Source organism: Brevundimonas vesicularis, from assembly GCF_027886425.1.
GTDB lineage: Bacteria > Pseudomonadota > Alphaproteobacteria > Caulobacterales > Caulobacteraceae > Brevundimonas > Brevundimonas vesicularis_C.
In genome coordinates this window covers 1367689-1383465 of sequence record NZ_CP115671.1, presented here as the reverse complement: position 1 = coordinate 1383465, position 15777 = coordinate 1367689, and the positions used below count along the sequence as shown (strand labels likewise).

The window sequence follows — 15777 nt, the reverse complement described above, 5'->3', positions numbered from 1 at the left end:
TAGGAGGGCATCACGCAACAACCATGACGCAAGGTCAAGGTTGCGCCAGTTCTCCGTTCGCGCCCGCCTCGATCAGGGCGATCGTCTGCGGCAGGCCGTAGATAGCGGCGAACGAACCAAAGCGCGGCCCTTGGCTGGCGCCCAGCAGCACCTCGTAGAGCGCGCCGAACCAGGCTCGCAGCGGCTCGAACGCATGCGCCTTGCCGACGGCATAGACCTCGTTCTGGATCAGTTCGCCATCGGTGGTGTCGACCGGCAGCGCCTTCAGTCGTTCGGCCAGGTCCAGTAGCGCCGCCTTCTCCTTGTCGTCCGGCAGGCGATAGGACTTCGAGGGCTTCACGAAGTCCTCGTAGTAGTTCAGCGCGTGGTCCATCAGCCGGTCCAGCAGGGGCTCGTTCTGCGGCGTGGCGTCAGGCAGGTATTTGGCGAAGTAGGCCCACAGTTGGTCCTTGGTCGAGGCGTTGGCCACGCCGACCAGGTTCAGCAGCAGGGCGAAGGACACCGGCGACGTGTGGGTTGGCGGATCGCCCGCATGGATCGACCAGACGGCGTTGTCGATCCGCTTGGCCGGCTCCTGGGTCTTGTAGCTTTCGATGAAGGCCAGATAGTCGTCGATGGCGCGCGGAATGACGTTGAAGTGCAGGCTCTTGGCCGACTTCGGCGACTGGAACATATACCATGACAGGCTCTCGGGCGTGCCGTAGCGCAACCACTCGTCCATCGTCAGGCCGTTACCCTTGGACTTGGAGATCTTCTTGCCCTCGATGTCGAGGAAGAGCTCGTAGTTGAAGCCTTCGGGCGGGGCGCCGCCCAGGGCGCGGCAGACCTTGGAGCTTTCGCGCACGCTCTCGATCAGGTCCTTGCCCGACATCTCGTAGTCGATGTCCAGCGCGACCCAGCGCATGGCCCAGTCGGGCTTCCATTGCAGCTTCACATGGCCGCCCGTGACCGGCACCTCGGTGCGGTTGCCCGGCTCGCCGGCGGGGTCTTCGAAGGTGATCGTGCCCTTTTCGACGTTGCGCGCCAGGGTCGGGACCTGGAGCACATGGCCGGTGATCGGGCTGATGGGCAGGAAGGGCGAATAGGTGGCGCGGCGCTCTTCGCCCAGGGTCGGCAGCATGATGGCCTGGACCGCGTCGAACCGCTCCAGCAGGGTCAGCAGCGTCGCGTCGAACCGGCCCGACCTGTAGGTCTCGGTCGAGGACATGAACTCATAGTCGAAGCCGAAGCTGTCGAGGAAGGCGCGCAGGCGGGCGTTGTTGTGCGCGCCGAAGCTGTCGTGGGTGCCGAAGGGATCGCGCACTCTGGTCAGGGACAGATGCAGGTCCTCGCGCAGCATCTCCGGCTTGGGCACGCCTTCCGGCACCTTGCGCAGGCCGTCCATGTCGTCGGAGAAGGCGATCAGGCGCGTGGGCCAGTGGTCGCCGGTCAGGGCGCGGAAGGCGTTGCGCACCATGGTGGTGCGGGCGACCTCGCCGAAGGTGCCCATGTGCGGCAGGCCCGATGGGCCATAGCCGGTCTCCAGGATCACCGGGCGCTGCAAGGCGGGAAAGGCCGCCAGGGCTTCATCCGCCTTGCCGGCGTCGATCAGGGCGCGCGCTTCGGCTCGTTCGGTCTCGCCCAGCCGTTTCTTCAGAACGTGGGCCAGCAGGTTGCGGGCTTGTTCGAAGGGCCAGGACTTGGCCTCGCGGGCGAGGGTTTCGAGGTTCTGAAGCATGGCGGCGGTTTGCAGTCTGCATCCCGCCCGGTCAACCGCGATCAGGCTTTGGCGGCGATTACGATGATCTCGACCTTATAGTGGGGCGACGCGAGCCGACTTTCGCCCGTGGCGCGGGCCGGCGGGTTGGCGATGTCGACCCAGGCGTCCCAGACGCCGTTCATCGCCTCAAAGTCGGCGATGTCCGCCAGCCATATCTGGGCCATCAGGATCCGGGACTTGTCGCTGCCGGCCTCGGCCAGCAGGGCTTCGATCTCCGCCAGCGCCGTTCGGGTCTGCGTCGCCACGTCGTCGCCGGGTTCGCCGACCTGGCCCGACAGATAGATGGTGTCGCTGTGGACGACGGCCTCGCTCATGCGGGCGCCGGGCTGGATGCGGGTGATCATGGGCGGGGGTCCTTTGAAAACGCCCCTCACCTATCGCCGCAGGAACCCGGCTGTCGAGCGGCTAGCGGCGGTTGAACCGCGAGACGGTCAGACCGACGACCAGGGCGCCGGCGCCGACGATCAAGGCGTCCTCGATCAGGCCGCTCTTGGTCTGGCCGATGCGAGCCATGGCCTTCTTGCGGCCCGAGAGGGTCAGATAGGCCAGCGGCACGGCCGTGCCGACCGCCAGGCCTGCGCCCAGCTTCTCCTTGCCGCGCGGGGCGAGAGCAGCGCCGGCGATGCCCGCGCTCATGACCCGCGCCAATAGGCCGAGGAAGACGGTGCGGTCGGGCGCGGTCTTCATCTTGTCGCCCAGCAGTTCGCCGACACCCATGGCCAGGGCGCCGAACTTGAACAGCGGCCGGTTCAGCAGGAAGACGCGGCCGGGCAAGGGCTTGTGCGCCAGTTCGGCGGTGGCGAGGGCCGCCATCGGGGTCATGGAACGGGCGCTGGCGACGGCGCCGATGAGGGCGGACGGGAGGAGGTCGAGGGCTTTCATGCCGCCACAACACCCGACCGGGCCGGAAGTTTCAGCCCGTTTCAGCCCGTTTCAGGCGCGGGCCGCCAGGACGTTGCGGATCGCCAGGCTGGAGTGGATGCGCGACACGCCCGGCAGGCGCGACAGCACGTCCTTGTGGATCACCTCATAGGCGGCGATGTCGGGCGCGACGGCGCGGACGATGTAGTCGGCCTCGCCCGCCATCAGATAGCAGTCGCGGATTTCCGGGTGGTTGCGGACGGCCGCCTCGAACCGGCGCATGTGGTCGTCGGTCTGCTTCTCCAGCGTGATCTCGACATAGGCGACGACGCCGTCGTGGCTGTCGTTGGCCAAGACGGCGGCATAGCCTCGGATCACCCCGCGCTCTTCCAGCCGCCGCACGCGCCGCAGGCAGGCGGAGGGCGACAGACCGACGGCGGAGGCCAGGTCCGCATTGCTGATGCGCCCATCGGCGCGGAGCCGTTGAAGGAGGCGTTGGTCGAGGGGATCAAGCAAGGACACAAGTTTCCGCCGTTCAGCCGCAGATTATTGCGTCAAGCTTCTATCAGTGACCGATCCTTGCGCAAACAGGCAGGATCGTCGATCCATGCGGCGCTAGCTTGCGACGAATAACAACATTGGGCTTGGGAACGTCACATGCGGGTTCTGGTGCTTGGGTCGGGCGTCATCGGCGTCACCACCGCCTGGTTTCTCAGCCAGGCCGGGCATGAGGTCACGGTCGTCGATCGGCAGGCCGGTCCGGCGCTGGAGACCAGCTTCGCCAACGCCGCGCAGATTTCGCCGGGCTATTCCGCGCCCTGGGCTGCGCCGTCGATCCCGGTCAAGGCGATGAAGTGGCTGCTGATGCGCCACGCGCCGCTGATCGTGCGGCCGCGTCTGGACATGGCCATGGTGCGCTGGACCATCGCCATGCTGCGCAACTGCACCCACGACCGCTATGCGCTGAACAAGAGCCGGATGGTGCGTCTGGCCGAATACAGCCGCGACCAGATCGACCTGCTGCGCCGCGAGACCGGCATCGCCTATGACGGTCGCCAGCAGGGCACGCTGCAGCTGTTCCGCACGGAAAAGCAGCTGGCCGACGTGCACAAGGACGTCGATGTGCTGAAGGCCGCCGGCGTGCCGTGCGAAGTTCTGGACCGCGCGGGCTGTATCGCGGCCGAGCCGGGCCTGGCCGCCTCCGACGTCGATTTCGTCGGGGGTCTGCGTCTGCCGCACGACGAGACGGGCGACTGCTTCCTGTTCACCAACGCCCTGGCCAAGCTGGCGGCGGAGCGCGGCGTGGTCTTTCATACCGGGACCGAGATCCAGTCGATCACGATGACGGACGGTCGTGCGACCGGCGCCCTGACCAGCAAGGGCGCCATGACGGCCGATCTGGTGATCCTGGCGCTCGGTTCCTATTCGCCGATGATGGCCAAGCCGCTTGGGCTGGATCTGCCGGTCTATCCGGTAAAGGGCTATTCGATCACGGCCAAGATCGTGAACGAAGACCGGGCGCCCGTCTCCACCGTCATGGACGAGAGCTACAAGGTGGCGATCACGCGCCTGGGCGACCGTATCCGCGTGGGCGGCATGGCCGAGCTGTCGGGATACAACAACACCCTGCCCGCCGTCCGTCGCGAAACCCTGGCCCATTCGGTCGGCAGCCTGTTCCCCGGCGGCGGCGACCTGGCGGGCGCCAGCTATTGGTCGGGCCTGCGTCCGATGACGCCGGACGGCACGCCGGTGATCGGCGCGACCAAGGTTCCGGGGCTCTATCTGAACACCGGCCACGGCACCCTGGGTTGGACCATGGCGTGCGGCTCGGCGCGGGTTCTGGCCGACATGGTCGACGGCAAGGCGCCCGAGATCGAGACCCGCGACCTGTCGCTGAACCGCTATGGCGCCTGGGCCGGGGCGTTTGCGCCGGGCTTCAGCTGAGATCAGACGGCGGCGGGGAATTTTACCGTCTAAAGAGTCTAATTCGTCTAATCTCGCGACGGAGGAGCCTTTGGCCGCGGACGGGAATTCACCGTCTAAAGTGTCTAATTCGTCTAATCCGGCGCCATCATCCGGGTGAGGCGCGGGCGGGATTTGGTCGTCCCTTCCGCCTGAACTTACGCTGTCAAAGATCGCCGGCCAGTCTAACACACGGCCGGAGCGTGGTCGGTTAGACGCCGCTCGGGCGCGAAAACCCGTTGGAAATCAAACAGCGGCGCGCCGACGATGCGATGGCAGAGCGTCGCGGCGTGGCGCGGCGCGTCGGAGCGCCCTATAGAGCGCGCGATGAAGACCGCCGATTTCGATTTCGACCTGCCCGAAGACCGTATTGCGTTGCGCCCGGCCGATCCGCGCGATTCCGCACGGCTGCTGGTGGTGAAAGGCGGCGCGCTGGAAGACCGGGTCATTCGCGATCTGCCGGACTTCCTGCAGCCGGGCGACGCCCTGGTGTTCAACGATACGCGGGTCATTCCCGCCCGTCTGTCGGGCGTGCGTCAGCGGATCGGGGCCGAGGGCGAAACCCTGACGGTCGAGGTGGAGGCGACGCTGCATCACCGCGACGCGCCCGACGTCTGGTCCGCCTTCATGAAGCCCGGCAAGCGGATCAAGTCGGGGGATCGGATCCGGTTCGGAAACGCAAGCGACGCCGCCTGCGACCTGGGGCGACTGGACGCGACGGTGACGGCAAAGGGTGAAGACGGCCTGATCACCCTGACCTTCGACCTGGCGGGACCGGCGCTGGACGATGCGATCCGCGATGTCGGCGTCATGCCCCTGCCGCCCTATATCGCCGCCAAACGGCCCGAGGACGACCGTGACCGGTCAGACTATCAGACCGTGTTCGCCGAGCATGACGGGTCGGTTGCGGCGCCGACGGCGGGGCTGCATTTCACCCCGGCCCTGCTGGACGCCATCCGCGCCAAGGGTGTCTCGACCCATGCGGTGACGTTGCATGTCGGGGCCGGCACCTTCCTGCCGGTCAAGGCCGACGATCTTGCCGACCACAAGATGCACAGCGAATGGGGCGAGGTGTCGCCTGAAACCGCCGCCGCCCTGAACGCCGTCCATGCAAAGGGCGGGCGCGTCGTCTGCGTCGGCACCACCTCCCTGCGGCTGCTGGAAAGCGCGACGGCCGAGGACGGCGAGATCAAACCCTTCCACGGCGACACGGCCATTTTCATCACGCCGGGCTATCGGTTCCGGGCGGTCGATGTGCTGATGACCAACTTCCACCTGCCGAAATCGACGCTGTTCATGCTGGTCAGCGCCTTTGCGGGCACGGCGACGATGAAGGCGGCCTATGCCCATGCGGTCGCCGACGGCTATCGCTTCTATTCCTACGGCGACGGATCGCTGCTGTTCCGCGACTGATCGCTTGTCAGGGCCAGAGGCGGCCCGAGCGCCAGGCCTCGCCGTCGCGGTCGAACCGCAGTCGGTCATGCAGGCGGAACGGGCGATCGCGCCAGAACTCGACCGAGCGCGGCACGACGCGCCATCCGGTCCAGTGGGACGGGCGCGGCACCTCCTGACCATCGAAGCGCGAGGTTTCGCGGCCCACGGCCTCTTCCAGCACCGTGCGGTCCGACAGGGGGCGGGACTGGTCCGAAGCCCAGGCGCCGATGCGGCTTTCGCGCGCGCGGCTGGCGAAATAGGCGTCGGCCTCGGCCGGCGTGACCGGCTCGACCGCGCCGCGCACCCGCACCTGGCGGCGCAGGGATTTCCAGTGGAAGGTCAGGGCGGCGGCCGCGCAACCGGCCAGTTCGACGCCCTTGGCGCTCTCGCTGTTCGAATAGAAGGTGAAGCCTCGCGCATCGACGTCCTTCAGCAGGACAATCCGCGCATCGGGCAGGCCTTCGGCGTCGACGGTCGACAGGGTCATGGCGTTCGGATCGTTCGGCTCGTGCGCCCTCGCGTCGGCCAGCCATTCGACGAACAGGCCGAGAGGTTCAGGCCGGTCGAAGATGGTCTCGTCGCCATTGGCGGCCAGGGCGGCGGCATAGTCGCGGGCGTATTCCTCACGCGACGGGCTGGGCGGGATCACGGATGCGGTCATGAGGGTGATGTAGTCCGTGCGGGCGCGGCTGGAAATGATCGCGGTCAAAAACGGGCGTCTCGTCGTCAGGGTTAACCGCCCATTGACCCTGATGGGCGAACGGTGACGGCATGAGCGCGCCTGTTTCGATTTCAGATGTGTCCGGCGTCCGCGAGGCCCTGTCGATCCTGGGCCTGGAAACGGATGTGCGCGGCGATGTCGATGCGTCGACGCTGAAGGCCGCCTTCCGCACGGCGGTGAAGGCGGCGCGGCCGGATCAGGCCGGCGGAGACGCCGAGCGGTTCCGGCGCGTGATTGCGGCCTATCGGCTGATCCAGGCGCATCAGCCCCCTCGCCCCGCCCTGTCCGCGCCCACCGCGCGGCCCGCGCCGGCGCCGGTTCTGGTGCTGTCGCCGATGCAGGCCCTGGCTGGGGGGCAGGTCGAGGTCCGGCTGGGCGCGCGCACGGTGCGGGTCACGACGCCCAAGGGCCTGCGCAGCGGCGATCATCTGCGGCTGAGACGCGGGGCGGCGGACGGGAGCGATCTCTATCTGTCGGTGTTGATCCGACCCGAGGACGGGCTGTCGGTCGTCGGCGACGACCTGTTCATGACCTGGGCCGTCGAGCGTCGCCTGATGGCCGACGGCGGGCGGGTGGAGATCGAGACCCCTGTCGGCACGCGCTCGGCCTGGATCACAGCCGACATGGCCGCGCCGGTGCGGGTGCGGTTGAAGGACCTGGGCCTGCCCGCGCGTGGATCGCGGCCGGCGGGGCATCTGTTCGTCACGCTGGAGCCGTCGTCCGATGTTCCCTCGGCGGCAGAGGACCTGCTGGTGCGGTTCACGCGGGTCTGGACGCAGGAGCGTCTGGCGGCCTAAGTCGGGGCCATGTCGCACAATACCTTCGGCCATCTGTTTCGCGTGACCACCTGGGGCGAGAGCCACGGGCCGGCGATCGGCTGCGTCGTTGACGGATGCCCGCCGATGATCCCGCTGACCGAGGCGGACCTTCAGCCTTGGCTGGACCAGAGAAAGCCGGGCGGCAGCCGTTTCGTGACCCAGCGCAAGGAAAGCGACACGGCGCGCATCCTGTCGGGCGTGTTCGACGACGGCGACGGGCCGGTGACGACGGGCACGCCAATCTCGATCCTGATCGAGAACGAAGACCAGCGGTCAAAGGACTATGGCGAGATCGCCCGCGCCTATCGGCCGGGGCACGCCGACTATGCCTATCAGGCCAAATACGGGGTGCGCGACCACCGGGGCGGCGGTCGATCCTCGGCGCGCGAGACGGCCAGCCGCGTGGCCGCCGGGGCCGTGGCGCGCAAGGTGCTGGGCGACGGGATCAGGATCCGCGCCGGCGTGGTGCAGATCGGCCCCCACCGGATTGCGCCGGACAAGATCGATTTCGACGCCGTCCACACCAATCCGCTGTTCGCCGCCTCGGCCGAGGTCGTGGGCGACTGGGAGGCTTATCTGGACGGCATCCGCAAGGCGGGATCGTCGGTTGGCGCGGTCGTCGCACTGGAGGTCACGGGCGTTCCGGCGGGCTGGGGCGCGCCCCTGTACGGCAAGCTGGATTCAGAACTGGCTGCGGCCCTGATGTCGATCAATGCGGCCAAGGGGGTCGAGATCGGGGCGGGCTTCGAGGCCGCCGAACTGACCGGCGAACAGAACGCCGACGAGATGCGGCTGGACCTGAACAAGCAGCCGGTCTTCCTGTCGAACAAGGCCGGCGGGGTGCTGGGTGGGATTTCGACGGGCCAGCCGGTGACGGCGCGGGTTGCGTTCAAGCCGACCTCCTCCATCCTGACCCTGCGCCAGACGATCACCCGCGACGGCGAAGAGACGGACCTGCGCACCAAGGGCCGTCACGACCCGTGCGTCGCCCTGCGCGCCGTGCCGGTGGTCGAGGCCACGGCCGCCTGCGTGCTGGCCGACGCCTATCTGAGGCACCGCGCCCAGGTCGGCTGATCAGGGTCTTGGTCGGGCCGGGCGCGGGTCCGCGCGATCGGTCTCGCGCTCGGCGGCGGCTCGGTCTGACGCGCCTCGCACCGCATCAGGGCCATCAGGGCCGACAGGCCTGTCGTCATCACGATCATCGCTCGATTCCTGCAATTGCGAATCGTTTGCAGGTTTGCGCATGTCGAGGGCGCGTGCAAGACAAGGGACCGGTGGCGCCCAACTCAGGAGATCAACCGTGCGTGAAGATGGAAAGCTGGACTATCTCGAACTGCCCGCCGCCAACCTGCCCGCGACCAAGCAATTCTACAGCCAGGCGTTCGGCTGGACCTTCGTGGATTACGGCCCGACCTATGCCGCCTTCGATCAGGGTCTGGACGGCGGGTTCGACGCCGATCAGACCGATCAGACCAATACCCCCCTGCCCATCCTGTACGCCCATGACCTGGAAGCCATGCTGGCCAAGGTCGAGGCGGCCGGCGGGCGGATCGTGAAACCGATCTACAGTTTCCCCGGCGGTCGCCGCTTCCACTTCGCAGATCCGGCCGGCACCGAAATGGCCGTCTGGTCCGAGGGCTGAGCCCTATTTGACGTCGATCGACTGGCCGATGCGTTCGGCCAGGTCCCGGTCCGCGCCCTCGACGCTGGCGATCCAGACGTGGATCTCCTTGGGGTCCGTGGCGCGCTGGAACAGGTGCTCCATCGCCAGACGACGGCTGCCTTCGGTCACGACGATCGAGTCGCGGCCGCCGGCGCGGACCGTCTCGCCGTCATAGATCGGAAACTGCGACGACGGACCGGCGTAGATCATCAGCAGGGTCTGGTCGCCGCGCTGGACGCGATAGATGCTGGCGGTCGCGCCCGCGCGCGCCGGGCTGATGGTCAGGCCGGCGGGCAGCTGGATGCTGAACGGCAGAGCGGCGATGGCGGCGGCGTTCAAGGCCGCCGGGGCGGGTGCGGCGGCCGGCGGGGTTGCGGCAGGCGCGGTCGTTGTCGGTTGAGGCGTGGTCGCCTGAGGCGCCGTTGTGGTCGGACCTGGCGTTTGCGGACGTGGCGCGGTCGCCGGGCGCGTCGTGGCCGCCGGGCTTTGGCCGATCGGCGGCTGGGCCTGGGTCGTGCGCGGTGCGGATGACGCGGCGGGCGCCGGACGCGGCGATGCCGCGGGGGTTTGGCCGATTGGAGGCAAGGCTTGGCTCGTCGCCCGGGCCGGGGCCTGGGTCGGAGCTGCCGTGGAGGCGGCGGGCGGGGTCGCGGAAGGCGGGGCGCTGTTCAAGTCCCGCGTCAGGTTGGAACCGGCGCGCTGCGGCGGAGGCGTCGTCGCCTGTCCGGAAATCATGAGGGCGGCGGCAAGGGCGATCATGGGCATGGCCGGACCATCGCGCGGCCGGAGCGCGACCGCAAGCGCGACCTCACGCCTTGGGCAGCGCGACCCAGAAGGTGGCGCCCTCGCCCGGCGCCGAGATCACGCCGATCGAGCCGCCCTGCAACTCGACCAACCGCTTGGCCAGGGCCAGGCCGACGCCGTGCCCCTCGACCGCCGAACGCTCAAGCCCCAGGCGGTTGAAGGGCTCGAACAACTGCGCCTGCTTCTGAAGCGACAGGCCGGGGCCGAAATCGCTGACCTCGATGCGGACGCAGTCGTCCTGACGAAGCGCACGCAGGACGACACGACCGCCGGACCCGCCGTATTTCAGCGCATTGCTGGTCAGGTTGGTGATGATCTGGGCCAGACGCTGAGAGTCCGCGACCGCGATCAAGCCATCGCCCTCGCACACCACCTCGACGGCGACCCGGTCGGCGTCGGGCCACAGCAGGCACGTGCGGCGCACGTCTTCCAGCAGCCCTGGAATGTCGGTCGGCCGCAGATCGACCCGGACGGCCCCGGATTCGGCGCGGGCCACATCCAGCAGATCGTGGGCCAGGGTTTCGACCTGACGCGCGGTCTTGACCAGCATGTCGGACATTTCGGCCTGCTGAGCCGAGACCGGCCCCAGGTGGCCCTGCCGCCACAGGTCGCCAATGCCGATGATGCCGGCGACCGGGCTCTTGATCTCGTGGGCGACGTTGGCGAGCAGGCGGGACTTGGCCTCCGAGGCCTTTTCGGCGCGTTCGCGACCGACGCGCGCGCGCTCCGCCAGAAGATCGCGCTCTTCCAGCAACGAGGCCACCAGCAGGACGGGCATATAGCCGATCAGCACCAGCATCTGGGCCATCAGAACCTGGTGGGTCAGGTCGCCCTGAGCATAGGGGCCGTTTCCGATCATGGCGCTGCCGACCAGCAGCACGCTCATGACGACCAGGGTGAAGGCGGCGCCCGCGACGCCGAGCCGTACCGCGATGGCCAGCAGGAGCGGCAGCAGGACGAAGCCCATCGGCACGTCGCCCGTGAAGGCGACAAAGTAAAAGACGGGAACAAGGCCGATCAGAACGACGGCCTCGATCAGCTTCCTGGGTTTCAGCAGACGCGCGAACATCGCAGGCGTCAGCGACATTCCTAGCGAACCCAATACAGCGATGCCCAAGGCGTGACCCAGCCACCAGGTCTGGAACCCCTGCCAAACGATGTCGCCCTGGCCCATCAGCGACAAGATCAGGGTGCTGCACAGGGCGGCGGGGATCGGCGCCAGGACAGCCGCGAAGAACAGGAAGCTGACCGCGCCGTTCAGGCTGGAAAGGTTGAGCGTGGGCGAGAACCGGCGGGCCAGCAGCACAGCCCCGACGATCTCGATCATGTTGGCGATCGTGAAGGCCAGCGCCAGCGGCGGCTTATTGCCGGCGATGATCTCGCCAATCAGGATGCTGACGGTCAGGACGCCGGCGAAGGTGAGGTCGCTGGTGCGGCCACGGCTGGTGCGCAGCCAGACGGCGACGGCGACCCCGCTGGCGCCCCACAGGCCCGCCACCAGTCCGGCCGAACGGGCATAGGCGATCGCCAGGGCGACCAGGATGGCGACGACGACGCCCGTCAGCACTGGAATCAGGGGATTGGGGCCGTCCGAGCCGTCGGTGCCGACGGGGCCGGGCCGATGGCCAGCCGCCATCACGCCCTTGCCGGGGGCGCTGTGGGGGGCATCGATGTTGAGCGCGCGGCTCAGGATCATGGACAGGTTCCGACCAATCAGAGGTCGGAATAGGACGACACGGTTCCTAATATCCCCTGAAGTCAGGCCTGCAATTTTTCATTGAAACGCCTGACGGCCTCGGCGGCGCCGTCGGGATGGTTCCAGACCCCGCCGCTGACCGCCACGAAGTCAGCGCCAGCCTGGGCAAGCTCTGCGGCGTTATCGACCGTGATCCCGCCGATGGCGACGCAGGGCGTCTCGACCGTCTCTTGCCACACCGTCAGGATGTCCAGCGGCGGACGATGGACCGTTTCCTTTGTGTCGGTGGGATAGAAGGCGCCGAAGGCGACGTAGTCGGCGCCGCCCTCTGCGGCGTCCCAGGCCAGGTCGCGGTCGTCGTGGCAGGTGACGCCGATCATGGCGTCTGGCCCCATGATACGCCGCGCCTCGGCCAGCGAGCCGTCTTCCTGACCGATGTGAACGCCATCGCAGCCGGTGGCCCGCGCCAGATCGGGCCGGTCGTTCAGCAGGACCGCGACATCATGACGCCGCGCAATGGGAGCCAACACCTCGACCGCCGTGCGGATAGCGGCCTCGTCGGCGGGCTTCAGCCGGATCTGCAAGGCCGCGACGTCGCCGGCGGCCAAGGCCTGATCGAGGGTTTGCGCAAAGGCGTTCAGGTCGGCGATCGCGGGCGGCGTGATCAGATACAGCCGGCAGGGCGGACGCTCGGGGACGGTGGGTGTTCGGGCCATGTCCGTCATTGCCTGCCCCCGCGACGATCCGTCAACGGCCCAAGGCCGGACGAAGCCGTGCGAACGACTTGCAATCGCCTTATGGACTGCTATAGCGAACCATTCTCAGTCAGTGAAACGTGTAGCGCCTCGTGTACGTCTGCAACTGTAACGGTCTTCGCCAGCGTGATGTCGCCCAGGCCATCGAGGCCGGCGCCTGCCGTCCGCGTGACATCTTCGCGCGCAACCAGTGCCAGGCCCAGTGCGCCAAATGCGTCTGCGAGATGCGTCAGATGATTCAGGAAAGCCGCGAAGCGTTCGCACTCGCAGCCGAATAGTTTGCTTCGCCTGCGGCCGACAGTCACTCGCACTCTCAATGCAGTGATAAAAACTCGCAAATAAACAAAGCCCGTTTTACTGTGTTATGGCTGCGCTCGACAGACGGCGATAGCGCCGTGGCGAGACCAAGGACCATGGCCATGAAGGGCGACCCCGCAATCCTGCGCACGCTGAACGCAGTGCTGACCAACGAGCTGACGGCCGTGAATCAGTATTTCCTGCATGCCCGCATGTTCGAAAGCTGGGGCCTCGCGCACCTGGGCAACGTCATCTACGAAGAATCGATCGGCGAGATGAAGCACGCCGACATGCTGATCAAACGCATCCTCTTCTTGGATGGGCTGCCCAATCTGCAAGACCTGCACAAGCTGAAGGTCGGCGAGGATCCGATCGAATGCCTGGGCGCCGATCTGCAACTGGAACTGGACAGCCGCGCGACGACCGCCGCCGCCGTGACCCAGTGCGAGGAAACCCGCGACTACGTCAGCCGTGACCTGCTGATGAAGATCCTGGCCGACACCGAAGAGCACATCGACTTCCTGGAAAACCAGCACAAGCTGATCGAGCTGATGGGCGCGCAAAACTATCTGCAATCGGCGATGAAAGAGATCGTCACCGACGGCGCGGCGACCGGCAACTAAGCTCTGCCTTCTGACGGAACTCCAATCCGCTCCGGCCATTAGCCTGTCAGGGCCAAGCTGGAGCGGACCATGACCGATATCGACGACGCCATCGACGACGTGCGCGACGCCGCCATGGACTTGCTGAACAGCGAGGGCCGCAGCGCCGGCCATGTGGTCGCCGGGATCGCCCTGACCGTCGGCTTCGCCCTGTTGGCCCACACCATCGCCTCGGGCGCGTTGAAGCCCCGTCGCAACCTGAAACAGGTGCGCGACAAGGAGCTGCCGATCACCGAAAAGCCCAAGGGGGCCTTCAGCCTGATCCTGCCGGCGGTGTTTTCGGCGACGACCCTGTCGGCCGTACGCGTCTGGAACGCGCCTCCGCAAAAGGAACGGACCCGCGCCATGGGCCTATGGCTCGCGGCCCAGACGGTGAACGCCGTCTGGCTTGGCCTGCGTCCGTCCTCAATGGCGCGTCAGGTGGTCGCCGCCATGTCGTCGGCCGGTCTGGCCGCCGCCTTCGCCCACGAGGCGCGCAAGCTGGACGAAGGGGCCGGCAAGATGGCGGCGCCGCTAGGATCAGGCGTGCGGTTCGGAAACTTCCTGCACCGCAAGGCCGACGACGCCTCGGGCGGACGCACCCTGCATTAGGTTGCGTCGCCTTGCCCTTTATCGGGGCTTCCTCTAGGGATCGCGCCCTATTCGCCTCGCCCCGAACGGTGCGAGGGCGCAACTCCATTTCCGATGTGACCCCATGAAGATCAACGGCAACACCATCAAGCCCGGCATGGTCCTGCAGCACAATGGCGGCCTGTGGGTCGTCACCAAGGCCAGCCACGTCAAGCCCGGCAAGGGCGGCGCCTTCGCCAACGTCGAGGCCAAGAACCTGGAGACCGGCAACAAGCTGAACGAACGCTTCCGTTCGGAAGACAAGGTCGAGCGCGTGACGCTGGAACAGAAGGACTTCTCCTATCTGTTCGACAACGGCGACAGCCTGGTCTTCATGGACGACACCACCTACGAGCAGATCGAACTGCAAAAGGACTGGGTCGGCGAAGAGCGCATCCCCTATCTGCAAGAAGGCATGAAGGTCGTCATCGAGATGCATGAAGAGCGTCCGATCGGCTTGGAACTGCCCGATCAGGTCGTGCTGGAAGTCGCCGAGACCGAGCCGACCGTGAAGGGCCAGACCGCCTCGTCGTCCTACAAGCCCGCGCTGGCGTCCAACGGCGTGCGCATCATGATCCCGCCCTATATGTCGGCCGGCGAGCGTATCGTCGTCGACACGACCAGCGGCGAATACGTCCGCCGCGCGGACTAACAGACCACCACGCTAAAGCGGCCCCTCGCGGGGCCGTTCCTTTCTGAACTTCTCCGACTGTCCGGCTGCGGCTTTGAAGGACTTTCGGACCAGGAGATTCCTCGATGGCCCTCGCCTCCGCCCTGCTCCAAGTCATGACCGATGCGGTGCGCAAGACCGCCCGCCCGATGCTGCGTGACTTCGGCGAAGTCTCCCAGCTTCAGGTGTCGAGGAAGGGCCCCGGCGATTTCGTCACGGCCGCCGACCTGAAGGCCGAAGACACGCTCTACGAACTGCTGATGAAGGCTCGCCCCGGCTACGGCTTCCTGGGCGAGGAACGCGGCATGATCGAGGGGACGGACAAGTCCCACACTTGGATCGTCGATCCGATCGACGGCACCACCAACTTCATGCACGCCATGCCCCACTTCGCCATCACGGTGGGGCTGGAGCGCCGCGCGCCCGACGGGTCGAGCGAGATCGTCGCCGGCGTGACCTACAACCCCGTCATGAACGAGCTGTTTTGGGCCGAAAAGGGCAAGGGCTGCTATCTGAACGACCAGCGCATCCGCGTCGCCGGCCGTCGCGATCTGTCCGAAAGCCTGATCGCCACCGGACTGCCCTTCATCGGCAAGTCGGGTCACGCCCAGTCGATCAAGGATCTGCACGCCGTCGGCCAGCGCGTCGCCGGCATCCGCCGTCTGGGCTCGGCCGCCCTGGACTTCGCCTGGGTAGCGGCCGGTCGCTACGACGCCTATTATGAGCGCAATCTGAAGCCCTGGGACGTGGCGGCGGGCATCCTGTTCGTCACCGAGGCCGGCGGCCGGGTCACGACCATCGAGAACGACGGCGATCCCAAGACGGGCAAGTCGATCCTGGCGTCGAACACCGAACTGCATCCGCACCTGCGCAAGGTGCTTCAGGGCTCCTGAAGCTCGCTTCTGTCTCTTCCCCGCTTGGGGGAAGTGGCGCGGCGCTTCGTCAGCGCCGTGACGAAGGGGATCTTGCCTGATCGCCAGCGGCCGGTGGGGCGTCAAGAACCCCTCCACCGCTTCGCGGTCCCCCTCCGCACATGTGGGGACGAGACGGTCATCGGCCTGTCGCG

General features: G+C 67.2%; 18 protein-coding genes. 10 read left to right on the top strand and 8 right to left on the bottom strand.

Going from position 1 to position 15777, the window contains the following annotated elements:
• Positions 1–34 precede the first annotated feature (34 nt).
• From PFY01_RS06910 to PFY01_RS06895, 4 genes are all read right to left on the bottom strand, one after another.
• On the bottom strand, positions 35–1717 hold the full coding sequence (locus PFY01_RS06910) for a lysine--tRNA ligase (RefSeq protein ID WP_271042911.1): 1683 nt from the start codon (positions 1715–1717) through the stop codon (positions 35–37).
• 41 nt (positions 1718–1758) lie between these two features.
• The gene (locus PFY01_RS06905) at positions 1759–2103 is read right to left on the bottom strand and encodes a RidA family protein (protein ID WP_271042910.1); all 345 of its coding nucleotides are present in this window, start codon (positions 2101–2103) and stop codon (positions 1759–1761) included.
• A gap of 61 nt (positions 2104–2164) precedes the next feature.
• Positions 2165–2641, bottom strand: coding sequence for a hypothetical protein (locus PFY01_RS06900; protein ID WP_091747886.1), 477 nt, complete (start codon positions 2639–2641; stop codon positions 2165–2167).
• Between the two features lie 51 nt (positions 2642–2692).
• Positions 2693–3142, bottom strand: a complete 450-nt coding sequence (locus tag PFY01_RS06895; protein WP_271042909.1) for an Lrp/AsnC family transcriptional regulator — start codon at positions 3140–3142, stop codon at positions 2693–2695.
• Between the two features lie 135 nt (positions 3143–3277).
• Between PFY01_RS06895 and PFY01_RS06890 the strand changes: the two genes are divergently transcribed.
• Together PFY01_RS06890 and queA are read left to right on the top strand one after the other, a co-directional pair.
• Entirely contained in the window at positions 3278–4564 is a 1287-nt protein-coding gene (locus PFY01_RS06890) for a D-amino acid dehydrogenase (protein WP_271042908.1), read from the top strand.
• A gap of 345 nt (positions 4565–4909) precedes the next feature.
• Positions 4910–5995, top strand: a complete 1086-nt coding sequence (gene queA / locus PFY01_RS06885; RefSeq protein ID WP_271042907.1) for a tRNA preQ1(34) S-adenosylmethionine ribosyltransferase-isomerase QueA — start codon at positions 4910–4912, stop codon at positions 5993–5995.
• Between the two features lie 7 nt (positions 5996–6002).
• On the opposite strand, the gene pdxH is transcribed toward queA, so the two are convergent.
• The gene (gene pdxH, locus PFY01_RS06880) at positions 6003–6677 is read right to left on the bottom strand and encodes a pyridoxamine 5'-phosphate oxidase (RefSeq protein WP_271043037.1); all 675 of its coding nucleotides are present in this window, start codon (positions 6675–6677) and stop codon (positions 6003–6005) included.
• A 110-nt stretch (positions 6678–6787) separates the two neighbouring features.
• Between pdxH and PFY01_RS06875 the strand changes: the two genes are divergently transcribed.
• From PFY01_RS06875 to PFY01_RS06865, 3 genes are all read left to right on the top strand, one after another.
• Positions 6788–7534: a J domain-containing protein gene (locus PFY01_RS06875; protein ID WP_271042906.1), complete on the top strand. Its 747-nt coding sequence runs from the start codon at positions 6788–6790 to the stop codon at positions 7532–7534.
• Positions 7535–7543: 9 nt separating this feature from the next.
• Positions 7544–8629, top strand: a complete 1086-nt coding sequence (gene aroC, locus PFY01_RS06870; protein WP_271042905.1) for a chorismate synthase — start codon at positions 7544–7546, stop codon at positions 8627–8629.
• Between the two features lie 226 nt (positions 8630–8855).
• Entirely contained in the window at positions 8856–9197 is a 342-nt protein-coding gene (locus tag PFY01_RS06865; RefSeq protein ID WP_271042904.1) for a VOC family protein, read from the top strand.
• A gap of 3 nt (positions 9198–9200) precedes the next feature.
• Here the strand turns inward: PFY01_RS06865 and PFY01_RS06860 are convergent, their stop codons facing one another.
• The 3 genes from PFY01_RS06860 to thiE form a co-directional block, all read right to left on the bottom strand.
• On the bottom strand, positions 9201–9983 hold the full coding sequence (locus tag PFY01_RS06860; protein ID WP_271042903.1) for a hypothetical protein: 783 nt from the start codon (positions 9981–9983) through the stop codon (positions 9201–9203).
• Positions 9984–10026: 43 nt separating this feature from the next.
• On the bottom strand, positions 10027–11718 hold the full coding sequence (locus PFY01_RS06855; protein WP_271042902.1) for a sensor histidine kinase: 1692 nt from the start codon (positions 11716–11718) through the stop codon (positions 10027–10029).
• A gap of 62 nt (positions 11719–11780) precedes the next feature.
• Positions 11781–12434: a thiamine phosphate synthase gene (thiE, locus tag PFY01_RS06850; protein WP_271042901.1), complete on the bottom strand. Its 654-nt coding sequence runs from the start codon at positions 12432–12434 to the stop codon at positions 11781–11783.
• Between the two features lie 131 nt (positions 12435–12565).
• On the opposite strand from thiE, the gene PFY01_RS06845 reads away from it, so the two are divergent.
• The 5 genes from PFY01_RS06845 to PFY01_RS06825 all read left to right on the top strand — a co-directional run bounded on the left by PFY01_RS06845 (position 12566) and on the right by PFY01_RS06825 (position 15604).
• Entirely contained in the window at positions 12566–12751 is a 186-nt protein-coding gene (locus PFY01_RS06845; RefSeq protein WP_017504559.1) for a (2Fe-2S)-binding protein, read from the top strand.
• Between the two features lie 141 nt (positions 12752–12892).
• Positions 12893–13393: a bacterioferritin gene (gene bfr / locus PFY01_RS06840; RefSeq protein WP_026108332.1), complete on the top strand. Its 501-nt coding sequence runs from the start codon at positions 12893–12895 to the stop codon at positions 13391–13393.
• A 69-nt stretch (positions 13394–13462) separates the two neighbouring features.
• A complete protein-coding gene (locus PFY01_RS06835; protein ID WP_271042900.1) occupies positions 13463–14023 on the top strand; it encodes a tryptophan-rich sensory protein in 561 nt (186 codons plus the stop codon).
• Positions 14024–14126: 103 nt separating this feature from the next.
• Complete coding sequence (gene efp / locus PFY01_RS06830) at positions 14127–14693, top strand: elongation factor P (RefSeq protein WP_055754985.1); 567 nt, start codon at positions 14127–14129, stop codon at positions 14691–14693.
• A gap of 104 nt (positions 14694–14797) precedes the next feature.
• Entirely contained in the window at positions 14798–15604 is an 807-nt protein-coding gene (locus tag PFY01_RS06825; RefSeq protein WP_017504555.1) for an inositol monophosphatase family protein, read from the top strand.
• Positions 15605–15777 lie beyond the last annotated feature (173 nt).

Bases quoted from the DNA above. Each gene is read 5' to 3' on its own strand.
- PFY01_RS06860 (WP_271042903.1), bottom strand. From the start codon at position 9,983: ATGCCCATGATCGCCCTTGCCGCCGCCCTCATGATTTCCGGACAGGCG.
- efp (WP_055754985.1), top strand. From the start codon at position 14,127: ATGAAGATCAACGGCAACACCATCAAGCCCGGCATGGTCCTGCAGCAC.
- PFY01_RS06825 (WP_017504555.1), top strand. From the start codon at position 14,798: ATGGCCCTCGCCTCCGCCCTGCTCCAAGTCATGACCGATGCGGTGCGC.
- PFY01_RS06910 (WP_271042911.1), bottom strand. From the start codon at position 1,717: ATGCTTCAGAACCTCGAAACCCTCGCCCGCGAGGCCAAGTCCTGGCCC.
- thiE (WP_271042901.1), bottom strand. From the start codon at position 12,434: ATGGCCCGAACACCCACCGTCCCCGAGCGTCCGCCCTGCCGGCTGTAT.
- PFY01_RS06890 (WP_271042908.1), top strand. From the start codon at position 3,278: ATGCGGGTTCTGGTGCTTGGGTCGGGCGTCATCGGCGTCACCACCGCC.
- PFY01_RS06875 (WP_271042906.1), top strand. From the start codon at position 6,788: ATGAGCGCGCCTGTTTCGATTTCAGATGTGTCCGGCGTCCGCGAGGCC.
- PFY01_RS06900 (WP_091747886.1), bottom strand. From the start codon at position 2,641: ATGAAAGCCCTCGACCTCCTCCCGTCCGCCCTCATCGGCGCCGTCGCC.
- PFY01_RS06905 (WP_271042910.1), bottom strand. From the start codon at position 2,103: ATGATCACCCGCATCCAGCCCGGCGCCCGCATGAGCGAGGCCGTCGTC.
- queA (WP_271042907.1), top strand. From the start codon at position 4,910: ATGAAGACCGCCGATTTCGATTTCGACCTGCCCGAAGACCGTATTGCG.
- aroC (WP_271042905.1), top strand. From the start codon at position 7,544: ATGTCGCACAATACCTTCGGCCATCTGTTTCGCGTGACCACCTGGGGC.
- pdxH (WP_271043037.1), bottom strand. From the start codon at position 6,677: ATGACCGCATCCGTGATCCCGCCCAGCCCGTCGCGTGAGGAATACGCC.
- PFY01_RS06835 (WP_271042900.1), top strand. From the start codon at position 13,463: ATGACCGATATCGACGACGCCATCGACGACGTGCGCGACGCCGCCATG.
- bfr (WP_026108332.1), top strand. From the start codon at position 12,893: ATGAAGGGCGACCCCGCAATCCTGCGCACGCTGAACGCAGTGCTGACC.
- PFY01_RS06855 (WP_271042902.1), bottom strand. From the start codon at position 11,718: ATGATCCTGAGCCGCGCGCTCAACATCGATGCCCCCCACAGCGCCCCC.